We start from the raw sequence: 14646 nt of genomic DNA, 5'->3' as shown, positions 1-14646 counted from the left end.
GGCGGCCTGGAGACTCCCGCTTGCTACAACGCTTCCTGTTGCTGGCGCTGCTGCTGCTCGGCGGCTGCGCCAGCGTTCCCCTGCCCACGCCCTCGCACGCCCTGTCGCCGGGCGGCACGGCCCTCGGCGACGCCGTGCAACAACGCGCGGCGGCGCACCCCGGCGCCTCCGGCTTCCGCCTGCTGGCCTCCAGCAGCGACGCCTTCCTCGCCCGCGCCGAGCTGATCCGCGCCGCCCAGCGCAGCCTGGACATCCAGTACTACATCGTCCACGACGGCCTCACCACCCGCGCGCTTATCCACGAGCTGCTCAAGGCCGCCGACCGCGGCGTGCGCGTGCGCGTGCTGATCGACGACACCAGCAGCGACGGATGGGATTACGAGATCGGCGTGCTGGCCGCCCACCCGAACATCCAGGTGCGCCTGTTCAACCCGCTGCACCTGGGCCGCAGCACCGGCATCACGCGCAATCTCGGGCGCCTGTTCAACCTCGCCGAGCAGCACCGGCGCATGCACAACAAGCTGTGGCTGACCGACAACAGCGTGGCCATCGTCGGCGGGCGCAACCTGGGCGACGAGTACTTCGGCGCCAAGGCGGAAATGAACTTCAGCGACCTCGACCTGCTCGGCGTCGGCCCGGTGGCCAAGGAGCTGGGACAGAGCTTCGACCAGTACTGGAACAGCGCCATCAGCCGCCCCATCGAGGACTATCTGTGGGGCAAGCCCGAGCGCGCCGACCTCGAACGCGCCCGGCGCGGCCTGGACAGCTACCTGGAAAAGAGCCGGGTGCGCCACTCCGCCTACCTGCAGCGCCTGCACCTGCGCGGCGCCTCGTCGAACCTGGACAGCTGGCTCGACGGCCTGGTCTGGGCCCCGGGCCGCGCCATCTGGGACGACCCGCTGAAGGTCCTGGATCGCGGCCAGAGCCGCCCGCAGCAACAGCTGAGCACCCAGCTCGAACCGCTGTTCCGCCAGGTGTCGAAGGAGCTGATCCTGGTCTCGGCCTACTTCGTGCCCACCGACAGCGGCGTCACCTACCTCACCGGCCGCGCCGACGACGGCGTCAGCGTGCGCCTGCTGACCAACTCCCTGGAAGCCACCGACGTGCCCGCCGTGCACGCCGGCTACGCGCCCTACCGCATGGCCCTGCTGGAGCACGGCGTGCAGCTCCACGAATTGCGCGCCCAGCCGGACCAGCGCCTGGCCGGCGCGCCCTGGACGGTGCGCGGCTCCAGCAGCGCCAGCCTGCACAGCAAGGCGATCGTCTTCGACCGGCGCCAGGTGTTCATCGGCTCCTTCAACTTCGACCCGCGCTCGATCATCTGGAACACCGAGGTCGGCATCATCGTCGACAGCCCGGAACTGGCGGAGCAGACGCGCAAGCTGGCGCTGGCCGGGATGTCGCCCAGCGTCAGCTACCAGGTGCGCATCGACCGCAGCGGCAGCCGCCCGCGGCTGACCTGGGTCGACGAGCGCGACGGCCATCCGCACGTGCTGCACCACGAGCCGGGCAGCCTGTGGCGCCGCTTCAACGCCTGGATCGCCGGCGCCATCGGGCTGGAGAGAATGTTATAGGCGTTATCCGCGATCACCGTGCGTGGGCTCGGCCCATCGCGGACGGAGTCCCGCTACGTGGCAGGAGTCGCCCCGTAGGATGGCGTTGAGCGCAGCGATACCCATCACCGCGGCCGCATGGGTATCGCAAGTTCAACCCATCCTACGAAGAGCAGCGGGCCTCAGCGCCCGCTCGCTTCCGGCAGCTCATCGCCCTGCAGCTCCGCCGGCGGCAGGCCCTTGCGCCACACCAGCACGACGAAACCGAAGGCGCCCAGGGCCATCATCAGCGGCAGCGCATGGCCGCTCACCCACTGGCTGACCGCGCCGGTGGTCAGCGGTCCGATCAGGCAGCCGATGCCCCACAGCTGGGCGATGTGCGCGTTGGCGCGGACCAGCGCGTCGTCGCGGTAGCGCTCGCCGATGAGGATCAGCGACAGGGTGAACAGCCCGCCGGCGCTCGCGCCGAACAGCACCAGCACCGGCCAGATCCCCGGCCCGTGCAGCAGCAGCGGGATGCCCAGGCTGCTCAGCAGCAGGACGATGCCGCAGCCCTTGAACAGCGTCTGCCGCGACACCCGGTCGGCCAGCCAGCCGATGGGCAGCTGCAGCAGCGCGTCGCCCACCACCACCACCGTGACCATGGTCAGCGCCACCGCCTGGGTGAAGCCCTGGCGCACGCCGTAGACCGGCAGCAGGGTGAGGATCATCGCCTCGAAACCGGCGAACAGCACCACTGCCCAGGCGATGGCCGGCAGCTTGGCGCAGAAGGCGAACAGGCCGCGCCCCGAGGCGCTGTGCGGGTCCACCCTGGGCGCGCCGCCGCGACCGACGAGCAGCAGCGAGCCGCACACCAGCAGGCCGACGCCCAGCCAGAAGCCGCGGTCGTCGGCGGTGCCGATGAAGGTCAGCAGCACCGGGCCGGACAGTTGGCTCAGCGCATAGCCGGTGCCGTACAGGGCCACCAGGCGGCCGCGCCATTTCTCCACGGCCAGCTGGTTGATCCAGCTCTCGCCGAGGATGAACACCACGGTCAGTTGCACGCCGATCAGCAGGCGCAGCACCAGCCACACCGGGTAGTTCTGCAGCAGCGCCAGCAGGCCGACGGAAAAGGCCCCGCTGAGCAGGCACCAGCGCATCAGCCGCGGCGTGCCCAGGCGGGCGGCCAGGCGCCCGGAGATGAGCGCGCCGAGCAGCACGCCGGCAGCCGGCGTGGCGGCCATCACGCCGATGGCGAAGCTGCCGTAGCCCCAACTTTCCAGGCGCAAGGACACCAGGGGCATGGTCAGGCCGAGGGCCAGGCCGATGCTGATGACCGACAGGCAGACAGCGAAATAGGCACCCCAACGCATTGTCGTTCTCCCGTTCCATCCGGAGCGCACTCCGGGCCAGATGCCGAGCCCGGCGCGCAATGCAAAGCGGCCGGGCTCCCCAAGGGAAACCCGGCCGCGGGTATGGCTCTTTGTCAGAGCCGGCCCCGGCGAGGGGGCCGACCTTGCAAGCCTTTTGACTCTGGACTTCGCCACGGAGGGCGCGAGCTAGAGCCAGGCAAGGCGTGATCGGATTCGGACGCGCAGTTTACGCCAGTAAATGAGCAGGCCGAATCCGATCACAACGCAGCATGGCCGACGCGCAGCCCCTCCGAACGTTATTACAGCTTGATCCAGGTAGCCTTCAGCTCGGTGTACTTGTCGAAGGCGTGCAGCGACTTGTCGCGGCCGTTGCCCGACTGCTTGAAGCCACCGAAGGGCGCGGTCATGTCGCCGCCGTCGTACTGGTTGATCCACACGCTGCCGGCGCGCAGGGCCCTGCCGATCAGGTGGGCCTTGGACAGGTTGCTGGTCCAGACCGCGGCGGCCAGGCCGTACGGGGTGTCGTTGGCGATGCGCACGGCTTCCTCGGCGTCCTCGAACTCGATCACCGACAGCACCGGCCCGAAGATTTCCTCGCGGGCGATGCGCATGGCGTTGGTCACGCCGTCGAAGATGGTCGGCTCGACGTAGGTGCCACCGGTCTCTTCCAGGGTGCGCTTGCCGCCAGCCACCAGCTTGGCGCCGTCGTCGTGGCCGGCCTGGATGTAGCTCAGCACGTTGTTCATCTGGGTGGTGTCGACCAGCGCGCCGACGTTGGTTTCCGGGTCCAGCGGGTTGCCCGGCTTCCAGGCCTTCAGCGCTTCGACCACCAGCGGCAGGAACTCGGCCTTGATGGATTTCTCCACCAGCAGGCGGGAACCGGCGGTGCACACTTCGCCCTGGTTGAAGGCGATGGCGCTGGCGGCGGATTCGGCGGCGGCCTTCAGGTCAGGCGCGTCGGCGAAGACGATGTTCGGGCTCTTGCCGCCGGCTTCCAGCCATACGCGCTTCATGTTCGACTCGCCGGCGTAGACCATCAGCTGCTTGGCGATCTTGGTCGAACCGGTGAACACCAGGGTGTCGACGTCCATGTGCAGGGCCAGGGCCTTGCCCACGGTGTGGCCGAAGCCCGGCAGGATGTTCAGCACGCCTTTCGGGATGCCGGCCTCGACGGCCAGCTGGGCGACGCGAATGGCGGTCAGCGGCGACTTCTCGGACGGCTTGAGGATCACCGAGTTGCCGGTGGCCAGGGCCGGGCCGAGCTTCCAGCAGGACATCAGCAGGGGGAAGTTCCACGGCACGATGGCGGCGACCACGCCCACGGCTTCGCGGGTGACCAGGCCCAACTGATCATGCGGGGTGGCGGCGACTTCGTCGTAGACCTTGTCGATGGCTTCGGCATTCCAGCGGATGCTGTTGGCGGCGCTGGCGACGTCGATGTTCAGCGCGTCGCTGATCGGCTTGCCCATGTCCAGGGTTTCCAGCAGGGCCAGTTCTTCGGCGTGCTGCATCATCAGCTCGGCGAAGCGGATCATGACCTTCTTGCGCTTGGCCGGCGCCTGGCGCGACCACACGCCGGACTCGAAGGCGACACGGGCAACCTGCACGGCGCGCTCGGCGTCGGCGACGTCGCAGCTGGCGACCTTGGCCAGGAAGCGGCCATCCACCGGGCTGATGCAGTCGAAGGTGGCGCCGTCGGCGGCATCGACGTACTGGCCGTCGACGAAGGCGCGGCCTTCGATCTTCAGGTTCTGGGCGCGAGCTTCCCAGTCGGCGCGAGTGAGGGTACTCATGACAACTTGTCCTCTTATTGAATTACTTATCGAAGTCCCGGCGCCCCGGGGATGGGCGCGCTGTCAGAAATTCTGCAAGGCGGCGCGAGGGCCACGCTGTCCGCCACCCTAAACCGGGATGGGCGAATTTTCAATATTTTTGACACTTTGGCGCCAAAACGCCTTGTCACGTTCGTTTTATTAAACATAGACTCGATCGATTCCGCCTCCGTCCGGGCCCGCCCGCAGTGGCGGAGCACTCGTACAACCCACAATAAAACGAGAGTCAGCATGAACATCGAGCAGATCGTCGACTTCGCCCAGGCCGGCACCGCCGCCGAGCACTACCGCCCGGCGCCGGAGAAGGTCCTCAAGGGCGATCCCGAGCAAAGCGTGCGCAACCACTACGCCAGCCCCTGCGGCCAGTTCAACGTCGGCATCTGGGAAGGCGCGGTCGGCCACTGGACCATCAACTACACCGAGCACGAATACTGCGAGATCCTCCAGGGCGTGTCGGTGATCCGCGATGCCGACGGCGGCGCCAAGACCGTGCGCACCGGCGATCGCTTCGTCATCCCGGCCGGCTTCAAGGGCACCTGGGAGGTGCTGGAGCCTTGCCGCAAGGTCTATGTGATCTTCGAACAGAAGGCTTGATAGCTGTTTGACGAAAAAACGCCGCTTTCTCCAAAGCGGCGTTTTTGTTTTGTTGGGGGCTGCCCTGTCATTGCAGGGCGGATAACGCCAATGGCGTTGCACGGGCGTAGGAGCAACTGTCTGCGCCGACGCGTTTTTCGTAGGATGGGTTGAGCTTGCGAAACCCATGCGGTTGCGCTGATGGGTATCGCTCCGCTCAACGCCATCCTACGAAAAGCCACGCTCGCTCATGCGCTAGGAGCGGGCTTCGTCCGCGATGGGATTCGCCGGTGGCACGAACGGCCCCACCAGCCCCGCCGCGCAGGCATGAAAAAACCCGCCAATTGGCGGGTTTCTTCGCAAGGGCCGGGATCAATTACTTGATCTTGGCTTCCTTGTAGATCACGTGCTTGCGAACGACCGGATCGAACTTCTTGATCTCGATCTTCTCAGGCTTGGTGCGCTTGTTCTTGTCGGTGGTGTAGAAGTGGCCGGTACCGGCGCTGGACACCAGACGGATCAGTTCACGCATGATTGCAGCTCCTTAGAATTTTTCGCCGCGGGCGCGCAGGTCGTTCAGGACGGCCTCGATGCCACGCTTGTCGATGATACGCATGCCCTTGGCGGAAACGCGCAGGCGTACGAAGCGCTTCTCGGACTCAACCCAGAAACGGTGGTGCTGCAGGTTCGGCAGGAAACGGCGGCGGGTTTTGTTGTGTGCGTGGGAAATGTTGTTCCCGGTAACCGGACCCTTACCGGTCACTTGGCAAACTCTCGACATGGCTCAGCCCTCTATAAACCACATGCCAAACCCGGCATGGGTTGGCTGCTTGAACTCGTTGATACTTGGTTTCCACCCGGGTCTTACCTGCCCGACCGCCACTCGATTCCGAGTCGACGGGGCAGGGCCCCAGAAAAGAGCGCAGCTTTATATCAGAAAGCCGCCTAGTGCCGCAAGGGAACAAGCAGCTTATCCACATGCCGGCGCAGCGGGGCCGCGGCCCGGCGCCCTTGCCGTTCGTCGACTTTCACCGTTGTCGCCCGCCGCGGCTTGGTCTAGGGTAGCCGGTTCAAGGCCGACAACGGCCTTGCATGACTGCGCCCAGCCCACGGGACGGGCATTTTCCCACCATTTCCGGAGTCCGTCATGCGTCTGCTTCCACTCGCCCTGCTGCTCGCCCCCGCCCTGGCCGGCGCCAGCACCCTCAGTGTCTGCACCGAGGCCAGCCCCGACGGCTTCGACGTCGTGCAGTTCAATGCCCTGACCACCACCAACGCCTCGGCCGACGTGCTGATGAACCGCCTGGTGGAGTTCGATGCGGCGCAGGGCAAGGTGGTGCCGAGCCTGGCCGAGAGCTGGACGGTCTCCGCCGACGGCCTGACCTACGACTTCAAGCTGCGCAGCGGAGTGAAGTTCCACCACACCGACTACTTCAGCCCCAGCCGCGAGCTGGGCGCCGACGACGTGCTGTTCAGCTTCCGGCGCATGCTCGACCCCGCCACCCCCTGGCACAAGGTGGCGCAGAGCGGCTTCCCCCACGCCCAGTCGCTGCAGCTGCCGGCCCTGATAAAAGCCGTGGAGAAGGTCGACGAGCACCAGGTGCGCTTCACCCTGAGCCACCCCGACGCCACCTTCCTGCCCATGCTCAGCATGGGCTTCGCCTCCATCTATTCCGCCGAGTACGCCGACCAGCTGATGAAGGCCGGCACCCCGGAGAAGCTCAACGCCCAGCCCATCGGCAGCGGTCCCTTCGTCTTCAAGCGCTTCCAGAAGGACGCGCAGATCCGCTACACCGCCAACCCGGACTACTTCGCCGGCAAGCCGGCGGTGGACAACCTGCTGTTCGCCATCACCCCAGACGCCAACGTGCGCCTGCAGCGCCTCAAGCGCGGCGAATGCCAGATCGCCCTGTCGCCCAAGCCGCTGGACGTCGAGGCCGCGGCCAGGGACCCGGCCCTGCGCATCGAGCAGACGCCGGCGTTCATGACCGCCTTCGTCGCCCTGAACAGCCAGCACCCGCCGCTGGACAAGCCCGAGGTGCGCCAGGCGATCAACCTCGCCTTCGACCGCCAGACCTACCTGAAGTCGGTGTTCGAGGGCAGCGCCACTGCCGCCGAGGGCGTCTACCCGCCGAACACCTGGAGCTATGCCAAGGACATCCCCGGCTACCCCCACGACCCGGCCCAGGCCAAGGCGCTGCTGGAAAAGGCCGGCCTGAAGGACGGCTTCAAGACCACCATCTGGACGCGCCCCAGCGGCAGCCTGCTCAACCCCAACCCGAGCCTGGGCGCGCAGCTGCTGCAGGCCGACCTGGCCAAGGTCGGCATCCAGGCCGGGATCCGCGTGATCGAGTGGGGCGAGCTGATCCGCCGCGCCAAGGCCGGCGAGCACGACCTGCTGTTCATGGGCTGGGCCGGCGACAACGGCGACCCGGACAACTTCCTTACCCCGCAGTTTTCCTGCGCCAGCGTGAAGTCCGGGCTGAACTTCGCGCGCTTCTGCGACCCGAAGCTGGACGGCCTGATCAGCCAGGGCAAGGCGCTGAGCGAGCAGGACAAGCGCAGCGCGCTCTACCACGACGCCCAGCAGCTGATCCACGACCAGGCCCTGTGGCTGCCGCTGGCGCACCCCACGGCCTCGGTGCTGCTGCGCAAGGAGGTCAAGGGCTACGCCGTGAACCCGTTCGGCCGCCAGGATTTCTCCAAGGTCAGCCTCTGAGGCGCCGTTCAACGTGGGGCCGGCGCGATACCGGCCCCACGGCGAGCCTCACACCCAGCCCATCTCCGCCATCGACAGCGGCTCGCCGTCGCCGACGATGAAGTGGTCGAGCACGCGCACGTCCACCAACGCCAGGGCGTCCTTCAGGCGCTGCGTCAGCCTGCGGTCGGCCTGGCTCGGCTCGGTGATGCCCGAGGGATGGTTGTGACTGAGGATCAGCGCCGCGGCGTTGTGCGCCAGGGCGCGCTTGACCACCTGGCGCGGGTAGACGCTGGCGCTGTCGATGGAGCCGTGGAACAGCACCTCGAAGGCCAGGACGCGGTGGCGGCCGTCGAGGAACAGGCAGGCGAACACCTCGTGGGCCTCGTGGCGCAGCCGCGCCTTGAGGAAGTCGCGCACCGCCTGCGGGCTCTCCAGGGCGGAATCGCGGCGCAGCTGCTCGGCCAGGTGGCGGCGGGCCATCTCCAGCACCGCCTGCAGCTGGGCGTACTTGGCGCGGCCCAGGCCCAGGTGGCTGCTGAAGCTGGCCTGGTCCGCCTCCAGCAGCGCGCGCAGGCTGCCGAACTCGTGGAGCAGGCGCCGCGCCAGCTCCACCGCGCTGCAGCCGACCACGCCGGTGCGCAGGAAGATGGCCAGCAGCTCGGCGTCGCTGAGGCTCGCCGCGCCGCGTTCGAGGAGTTTTTCCCGCGGGCGTTCTGCCGCGGGCCAGTGACGAATGCTCATGCAACCTCCCTGTCGAGCCGCCCGCTGTGCCGGGGCGGGCGCTGTGCTATCTTAGCCCGTCCCTTTCGCGCGACCGGAGGCCTGGGGAGGCGTCTCCGGCCCTGACGCGCGTCATCCAATTCCGAAGATAAGGCGGGCCTATGCAGCGGCTCTATCGAAAACGCATCGTCCTCGGCGTGGGCGGCGGTATTGCGGCCTACAAGAGCGCCGAACTGGTCCGCCGCCTGCGCGACCAGGGCGCGGAAGTCCGCGTGGTGATGACCCAGGGCGGCCGTGAGTTCATCACCCCGCTGACGCTCCAGGCGCTGTCCGGCCACCCGGTGCACCTGGACCTGCTCGACCCCGCCGCCGAAGCGGCCATGGGCCACATCGAGCTGGCCCGCTGGGCCGACCTGGTGCTGATCGCCCCGGCCACCGCCGACGTCATGGCGCGCCTGGCCCAGGGCGTGGCCAACGACCTGCTGACCACCCTGGTGCTGGCCACCGATGCCCAGGTCGCCCTGGCCCCGGCGATGAACCAGGCCATGTGGCGCGACCCGGCCACCCAGGCCAACGCCGAACTGCTGCGTGGCCGCGGCCTGCACTTCTTCGGCCCGGCCGCCGGCAGCCAGGCCTGCGGCGACGTCGGCCCCGGGCGCATGCTCGAGGCCGAGGAGCTGGCCCAGCGCGCCGCCGACTGCTTCCAGTTCCTCTCGCTGACCGGCCAGCACGTGCTGATCACCGCCGGCCCGACCCAGGAAAACATCGACCCGGTGCGCTACATCACCAACCACAGCTCCGGGAAGATGGGCTTCGCCCTGGCCGAGGCCGCCGCCGAAGCCGGCGCGCGGGTGACCCTGGTGACCGGCCCGGTGCACCTGCCGACGCCCGACCGGGTGAGCCGCGTCGACGTGGTCAGCGCCCGCGACATGCTCGCCGCCTGCGAAGCGGCGATGCCGGCCGACCTGCTGATCGCCGCCGCCGCGGTGGCCGACTACCGCCCCGAGCTGGTCGCCACGCAGAAACTGAAGAAGGACCCGACCACGGGCGACGGCCTGCTGCTGCAGCTGGTGCGCAACCCGGATATCCTCGCCACCCTCGCCCAGCGCGCCGACCGGCCGTTCAGCGTGGGCTTCGCCGCGGAGACCGAGAACCTGCTGGAGTACGCCTCGCGCAAGCTCAAGGACAAGAACCTCGACCTGATCGTGGCCAACGACGTGGCCAACCCCTCGATCGGTTTCAACAGCGAAGAGAACGCGATCACCGTGATCGACCGCGAATTGCACGAAACTGCCTTCGCCCAGACCAGCAAGGGCAAGATCGCCCGCCAGCTGATCGCCTTCATCGCCGACCGCCTGAAACGACACTGAGAACCCGATGCATTCCCTGCAAGCCAAGATCCTCGACCCGCGCCTGGGCGCCGAATTCCCCCTGCCGCAGTACGCCACCCCCGGTTCCGCCGGCCTGGACCTGCGCGCCATGCTCAAGCAGGACACCGTCCTCGAACCCGGCCAGACGCTGCTGATCCCCACCGGCCTGTCCATCTACATCGCCGACCCGGGCCTGGCCGCGCTGGTGCTGCCGCGCTCCGGCCTTGGCCACAAGCACGGCGTGGTACTGGGCAACCTGGTCGGGCTGATCGACTCGGACTACCAGGGCGAGCTGATGGTCTCCTGCTGGAACCGCGGCAACACCCCCTTCACCATCGCCATCGGCGAGCGCATCGCCCAGCTGGTGCTGGTGCCGGTGGTGCAGGCGCATTTCGAGCTGGTCGACAGCTTCGACGAAAGCCAGCGTGGCGCCGGCGGTTTCGGGCACTCGGGCAGCCACTGACACAATCCTCCAGGACGATTCGCCGAGGAGATGTTGCATGAAACTTTTCCAACGCAGTGCCAAGGGAACGGCCGACCTGCCGGAAGTCGCCCCGCCGCCGAAGGCTTCGGCAGGCCCGGCGGCCCGGCCGGAACTCAAGTCGCTGCTGCCGGCCCTGGGCGTGGCGACCCTCGGCGTGGCCGCCGCCGGCGCCCTGCTGTGGCTGACGCTGTTCGGCAGCGCCGAGCAGATGCACCGCCAGCAGTTGGCCAGCGCCTGGGGCGAAAGCCAGTCCGGTGTCCTGCGCCAGGCCCTGCTCCAGCTCGCCGCCGATACCCGTAGCGCCGCCGCCAACCCCGCGCTGCTGCCGGCGCTGGCCGATGCCAACAGCGCCCGCTCCCTGGAGGCCACCCTCGCCCACTGGCGCCAGGACGGCCTGGTGGACGTCCATCTCAACGCCAGCGGCCAGGCCAGCCAGGACAACCAGCGCCCCGGCCCGCTGAACTACGCCGCCCTGGACATGCTGCGCCGCGCCGAGAGCGGGCAGAACGTCGCCCCCGAGGCCTACCGCGTCGGCCAGCGCTGGCTGCTCTACAGCGCCACCGCGCTGCGCGGCCCGGACAACGCCATCCAGGGCAGCCTGATGCTGGTCTTCGACCTGCAGCGCCTGCTCAAGGCCCTGCCGGACATGCCCGCCGACACCGGCCAGCTGCAGCTGGCCCAGCAGTTCGGCAGCTCGCCGGCGCAGGTCCTGCTGCAACGCGGCGAGGCCGGCAACGCCGCGCCGCTGAACCTGGCCAGCGGCAACCCGAACTGGAAACTCAGCTTCACCCCCGGCCCGGCCCTGACCGCCGCGCTGTATCCGCCGGCGCTGTTGGGCTGCGCCGCACTGCTGGCGCTGGCCGGCGCGCTGCTCGGCGTGTACCTCGCGCAGAGCGCCCTGCAACGGCGCCTGCGCCAGGACGCCCAGGCCATCGGTCAGTACTTGCAGGAACTCGGTGGCCAGCGCACTGCCAAAGCACCTGAAGTCGGCCTCGCCGCACTGCAACCGCTGGCCCAGGCGCTGGCGCGGCAGCCCAGGCGAAAGGCCGAGCCCCCGGCCCCCGCCAGCCCCGCACCGGCCCCCGAGCCCCGCCCGGTGGCGGCGAAGATCGACAAGCCGGCCAGCGCCGAGACGCAGCTGGTCGACCCACTGTTCCAGAACACCGACATTCTGGACATCGACATTCTTGATGAAGACCAGGACCTCCTGGGATTGGAGCAAACCCCCGCCATGAGCACGCCCAAAGCCCCGCAACTGCCCGCCAGCATCTTCCGCGCCTACGATATCCGCGGCGTGGTCGGCGACACCCTGACCGCCGAGACCGCCTACTGGGTGGGCCGCGCCATCGGTTCCGAGAGCCTGGCCCGCGGCGAGCCCTGCGTCAGCGTCGGCCGCGACGGCCGCCTGTCGGGCCCGGAGCTGGTCCAGCAACTGATCCAGGGCCTGCTCGACTGCGGCTGCCAGGTCACCGACATCGGCATGGTGCCGACCCCGGTGCTGTACTACGCGGCCAACGTCCTGGAAGGCAAGTCGGGCGTGATGCTCACCGGCAGCCACAACCCGCCGGACTACAACGGCTTCAAGATCGTCGTCGCCGGCGAGACCCTGGCCAACGAGCAGATTCAGGCCCTGCGCGAGCGCATCGAGAACAACGACCTCGCCAGCGGCGTGGGCAAGGTGCAGCAGGTGGACATCCTGCCGCGCTACTTCCAGCAGATCCGCGACGACATCGCCCTGGCCAAGCCGCTGAAAGTGGTGGTGGACTGCGGCAACGGCGTCGCCGGGGTGATCGCCCCGCAGCTGATCGAGGCCCTGGGCTGCACCGTCATCCCGCTGTACTGCGATGTCGACGGCACCTTCCCCAACCACCACCCGGACCCGGGCAAGCCGGAGAACCTCGAAGACCTGATCGCCAAGGTCAGGGAAACCGGCGCCGACCTCGGCCTGGCCTTCGACGGCGACGGCGACCGCGTGGGCGTGGTGACCAACGAAGGCACCATCATCTACCCCGACCGCCTGCTGATGCTGTTCGCCAAGGACGTGGTCTCGCGCAACCCGGGCGCCGACATCATCTTCGACGTCAAGTGCACCCGCCGCCTGATCTCCCTCATCAGCGGCTACGGCGGCCGCCCGGTGATGTGGAAGACCGGCCACTCGTTGATCAAGAAGAAGATGAAGGAGACCGGCGCGCTGCTGGCCGGCGAGATGAGCGGCCACATCTTCTTCAAGGAGCGCTGGTACGGCTTCGACGACGGCATCTACAGCGCCGCCCGCCTGCTGGAGATCATCAGCCTCGACAAACGCGACAGCGAGCATGTGTTCTCGGCCTTCCCGCTGGACGTCTCAACACCGGAAATCAACATCACCGTCACCGACGAGAGCAAGTTCGCCCTGATCGAAGCGCTGCAGCGCGACGGCCAGTGGGGCGAGGCCAACCTCACCACCCTCGACGGCGTGCGTGTCGATTATCCCAAGGGCTGGGGCCTGGTACGCGCCTCCAACACCACGCCGGTGCTGGTGCTGCGCTTCGAGGCGGATTCCGAAGCCGAACTGGAACGCATCAAGGACGTGTTCCGCAACCAGCTCAAGGCGGTCGACCCCGCCCTGACCATCCCCTTCTGACCTGACCATGCCGGAGCCCAGCACCATGTCCCAGAGCCGCGATGACGCAGCCCAGGTAGCCCGCGTCCTTGCCGAAGCGCTTCCCTACATCCGCCGTTTCGTCGGCAAGACGCTGGTCATCAAGTACGGCGGCAACGCCATGGAGACCGACGAGCTGAAGAACAGCTTCGCCCGCGACGTGGTGCTGATGAAGGCGGTCGGCATCAACCCGGTGGTGGTGCACGGCGGCGGCCCGCAGATCGGCGACCTGCTCAACCGCCTGTCCATCGAGAGCCACTTCATCGACGGCATGCGCGTCACCGACGCGCAGACCATGGACGTGGTGGAGATGGTCCTCGGCGGCCAGGTGAACAAGGACATCGTCAACCTGATCAACCGCCACGGCGGCAGCGCCATCGGCCTGACCGGCAAGGACGCCGAGCTGATCCGCGCGAAGAAGCTCACCGTCACCCGCCAGACGCCGGAGATGACCAAGCCGGAAATCATCGACATCGGCCACGTCGGCGAGGTCACCGGGGTCAACACCGACCTGCTGAACATGCTGGTCAGGGGCGACTTCATCCCGGTGATCGCGCCCATCGGCGTGGGCGCCAACGGCGAGTCGTACAACATCAACGCCGACCTGGTCGCCGGCAAGGTGGCCGAGGCGCTGAAGGCCGAGAAGCTGATGCTGCTGACCAACATCGCCGGCCTGATGGACAAGCAGGGCCAGGTGCTCACCGGCCTGACCACCGAGCAGGTGGACAGCCTGATCGCCGACGGCACCATCTACGGCGGCATGCTGCCGAAGATCCGCTGCGCCCTGGAAGCGGTGCAGGGCGGCGTGACCAGCGCGCACATCATCGATGGCCGCGTGCCCAACGCCGTGCTGCTGGAAATCTTCACCGACAGCGGCGTCGGCACCCTGATCAGCAACCGCAAGCCGCGCCACTGAGCACTACCCGCCACGGCGCCCGCCGTGGCGGTTCCCCTCTGCCTCCCGGAGGCCGCAATGCCTTCAGCCTTTCCCGAACGCCACGAGTTCCGCTTCTTCCACGGCCTGCGCGTGCGCTGGTCGGAGGTCGACCCGCAGGGCATCGTCTTCAACGGCAACTACCTGACCTACGCGGACGTCGCCACCACCGAGTACTACCGCAACCTGGAGATCCGCTACCCGGCCGACCTGCTGCGCGGCGGCGGCGACTTGTTCGCGGTGAAGAGCAGCCTGGAGTACTTCGCTCCGGCGCGCTACGACGACTGGCTGGACATGGGCGTGCGCGTCGCGCGCCTGGGGCGCAGCAGCCTGACCTTCCAGGTGGCGATCTGGTGCGAGGAGCAACCGCTGACCCTCGGCGAGCTGATCTACGCCTACGCCAACGACCAGCGGCAGAGCCAGCCCCTGCCGGGCTGGCTGCGCGAGCGCATCGCGAAATTCGAGCACCTGCCCGTCGACTGACGG

At 68.1% G+C, this 14646-nt stretch carries 13 protein-coding genes; 8 read left to right on the top strand and 5 right to left on the bottom strand.

All coding sequences use genetic code 11. The features are described 5' to 3' along the window. Positions 1-20: 20 nt before the first annotated feature. Positions 21-1574 carry a phospholipase D family protein gene (locus FG99_RS05965; protein WP_043268126.1) on the top strand — a complete coding sequence of 518 codons (1554 nt, stop codon included), beginning with the start codon at positions 21-23 and terminating at the stop codon, positions 1572-1574. A 161-nt stretch (positions 1575-1735) separates the two neighbouring features. Here FG99_RS05965 and FG99_RS05960 read toward each other — a convergent pair whose 3' ends face one another. Both FG99_RS05960 and FG99_RS05955 read right to left on the bottom strand, forming a co-directional pair. Then, complete coding sequence (locus FG99_RS05960) at positions 1736-2905, bottom strand: MFS transporter (protein WP_043268124.1); 1170 nt, start codon at positions 2903-2905, stop codon at positions 1736-1738. 299 nt (positions 2906-3204) lie between these two features. After that, complete coding sequence (locus tag FG99_RS05955; protein WP_043268122.1) at positions 3205-4698, bottom strand: aldehyde dehydrogenase; 1494 nt, start codon at positions 4696-4698, stop codon at positions 3205-3207. Positions 4699-4968: 270 nt separating this feature from the next. Here FG99_RS05955 and FG99_RS05950 point away from each other — a divergent pair, with 270 nt between their 5' ends. After that, positions 4969-5331, top strand: a complete 363-nt coding sequence (locus FG99_RS05950) for a cupin domain-containing protein (protein ID WP_009614116.1) — start codon at positions 4969-4971, stop codon at positions 5329-5331. Between the two features lie 355 nt (positions 5332-5686). Here FG99_RS05950 and rpmG read toward each other — a convergent pair whose 3' ends face one another. Continuing rightward, complete coding sequence (gene rpmG / locus FG99_RS05945; RefSeq protein WP_009614117.1) at positions 5687-5842, bottom strand: 50S ribosomal protein L33; 156 nt, start codon at positions 5840-5842, stop codon at positions 5687-5689. 12 nt (positions 5843-5854) lie between these two features. Then, the gene (rpmB, locus tag FG99_RS05940; RefSeq protein WP_009614118.1) at positions 5855-6091 is read right to left on the bottom strand and encodes a 50S ribosomal protein L28; all 237 of its coding nucleotides are present in this window, start codon (positions 6089-6091) and stop codon (positions 5855-5857) included. A gap of 366 nt (positions 6092-6457) precedes the next feature. Here rpmB and FG99_RS05935 point away from each other — a divergent pair, with 366 nt between their 5' ends. Beyond that, positions 6458-8029, top strand: coding sequence for an ABC transporter substrate-binding protein (locus FG99_RS05935; RefSeq protein WP_043268120.1), 1572 nt, complete (start codon positions 6458-6460; stop codon positions 8027-8029). A gap of 48 nt (positions 8030-8077) precedes the next feature. On the opposite strand, the gene radC is transcribed toward FG99_RS05935, so the two are convergent. Further along, positions 8078-8752 carry a RadC family protein gene (radC, locus tag FG99_RS05930; protein ID WP_009614120.1) on the bottom strand — a complete coding sequence of 225 codons (675 nt, stop codon included), beginning with the start codon at positions 8750-8752 and terminating at the stop codon, positions 8078-8080. A 140-nt stretch (positions 8753-8892) separates the two neighbouring features. On the opposite strand from radC, the gene coaBC reads away from it, so the two are divergent. From coaBC to FG99_RS05905, 5 genes are read left to right on the top strand one after another with little or no spacing between them, the layout of a single operon-like run. Beyond that, positions 8893-10101 (top strand): bifunctional phosphopantothenoylcysteine decarboxylase/phosphopantothenate--cysteine ligase CoaBC, encoded by a 1209-nt coding sequence (coaBC, locus tag FG99_RS05925; RefSeq protein WP_009614121.1) that lies wholly within the window; start codon positions 8893-8895, stop codon positions 10099-10101. Between the two features lie 7 nt (positions 10102-10108). Then, entirely contained in the window at positions 10109-10564 is a 456-nt protein-coding gene (dut, locus tag FG99_RS05920) for a dUTP diphosphatase (RefSeq protein ID WP_009614122.1), read from the top strand. 37 nt (positions 10565-10601) lie between these two features. Next, a complete protein-coding gene (locus FG99_RS05915) occupies positions 10602-13208 on the top strand; it encodes a phosphomannomutase/phosphoglucomutase (protein ID WP_043268117.1) in 2607 nt (868 codons plus the stop codon). A gap of 25 nt (positions 13209-13233) precedes the next feature. Continuing rightward, on the top strand, positions 13234-14142 hold the full coding sequence (gene argB / locus FG99_RS05910) for an acetylglutamate kinase (protein WP_009614127.1): 909 nt from the start codon (positions 13234-13236) through the stop codon (positions 14140-14142). A 57-nt stretch (positions 14143-14199) separates the two neighbouring features. Beyond that, positions 14200-14643, top strand: a complete 444-nt coding sequence (locus FG99_RS05905; RefSeq protein ID WP_043268115.1) for an acyl-CoA thioesterase — start codon at positions 14200-14202, stop codon at positions 14641-14643. Positions 14644-14646: the final 3 nt, after the last annotated feature.

It is taken from the genome of Pseudomonas sp. AAC (assembly GCF_000725445.1).
GTDB classification, from domain to species: domain Bacteria; phylum Pseudomonadota; class Gammaproteobacteria; order Pseudomonadales; family Pseudomonadaceae; genus Pseudomonas; species Pseudomonas citronellolis.
Note: the sequence above shows the minus strand (reverse complement) of the source record. Positions and strands in the feature narration are given on the sequence as shown.

Bases quoted from the DNA above. Each gene is read 5' to 3' on its own strand.
- FG99_RS05935 (WP_043268120.1), top strand. From the start codon at position 6,458: ATGCGTCTGCTTCCACTCGCCCTGCTGCTCGCCCCCGCCCTGGCCGGC.
- FG99_RS05915 (WP_043268117.1), top strand. From the start codon at position 10,602: ATGAAACTTTTCCAACGCAGTGCCAAGGGAACGGCCGACCTGCCGGAA.
- FG99_RS05905 (WP_043268115.1), top strand. From the start codon at position 14,200: ATGCCTTCAGCCTTTCCCGAACGCCACGAGTTCCGCTTCTTCCACGGC.
- radC (WP_009614120.1), bottom strand. From the start codon at position 8,752: ATGAGCATTCGTCACTGGCCCGCGGCAGAACGCCCGCGGGAAAAACTC.
- FG99_RS05950 (WP_009614116.1), top strand. From the start codon at position 4,969: ATGAACATCGAGCAGATCGTCGACTTCGCCCAGGCCGGCACCGCCGCC.
- dut (WP_009614122.1), top strand. From the start codon at position 10,109: ATGCATTCCCTGCAAGCCAAGATCCTCGACCCGCGCCTGGGCGCCGAA.
- FG99_RS05960 (WP_043268124.1), bottom strand. From the start codon at position 2,905: ATGCGTTGGGGTGCCTATTTCGCTGTCTGCCTGTCGGTCATCAGCATC.
- argB (WP_009614127.1), top strand. From the start codon at position 13,234: ATGTCCCAGAGCCGCGATGACGCAGCCCAGGTAGCCCGCGTCCTTGCC.
- rpmG (WP_009614117.1), bottom strand. From the start codon at position 5,842: ATGCGTGAACTGATCCGTCTGGTGTCCAGCGCCGGTACCGGCCACTTC.
- FG99_RS05955 (WP_043268122.1), bottom strand. From the start codon at position 4,698: ATGAGTACCCTCACTCGCGCCGACTGGGAAGCTCGCGCCCAGAACCTG.
- coaBC (WP_009614121.1), top strand. From the start codon at position 8,893: ATGCAGCGGCTCTATCGAAAACGCATCGTCCTCGGCGTGGGCGGCGGT.
- rpmB (WP_009614118.1), bottom strand. From the start codon at position 6,091: ATGTCGAGAGTTTGCCAAGTGACCGGTAAGGGTCCGGTTACCGGGAAC.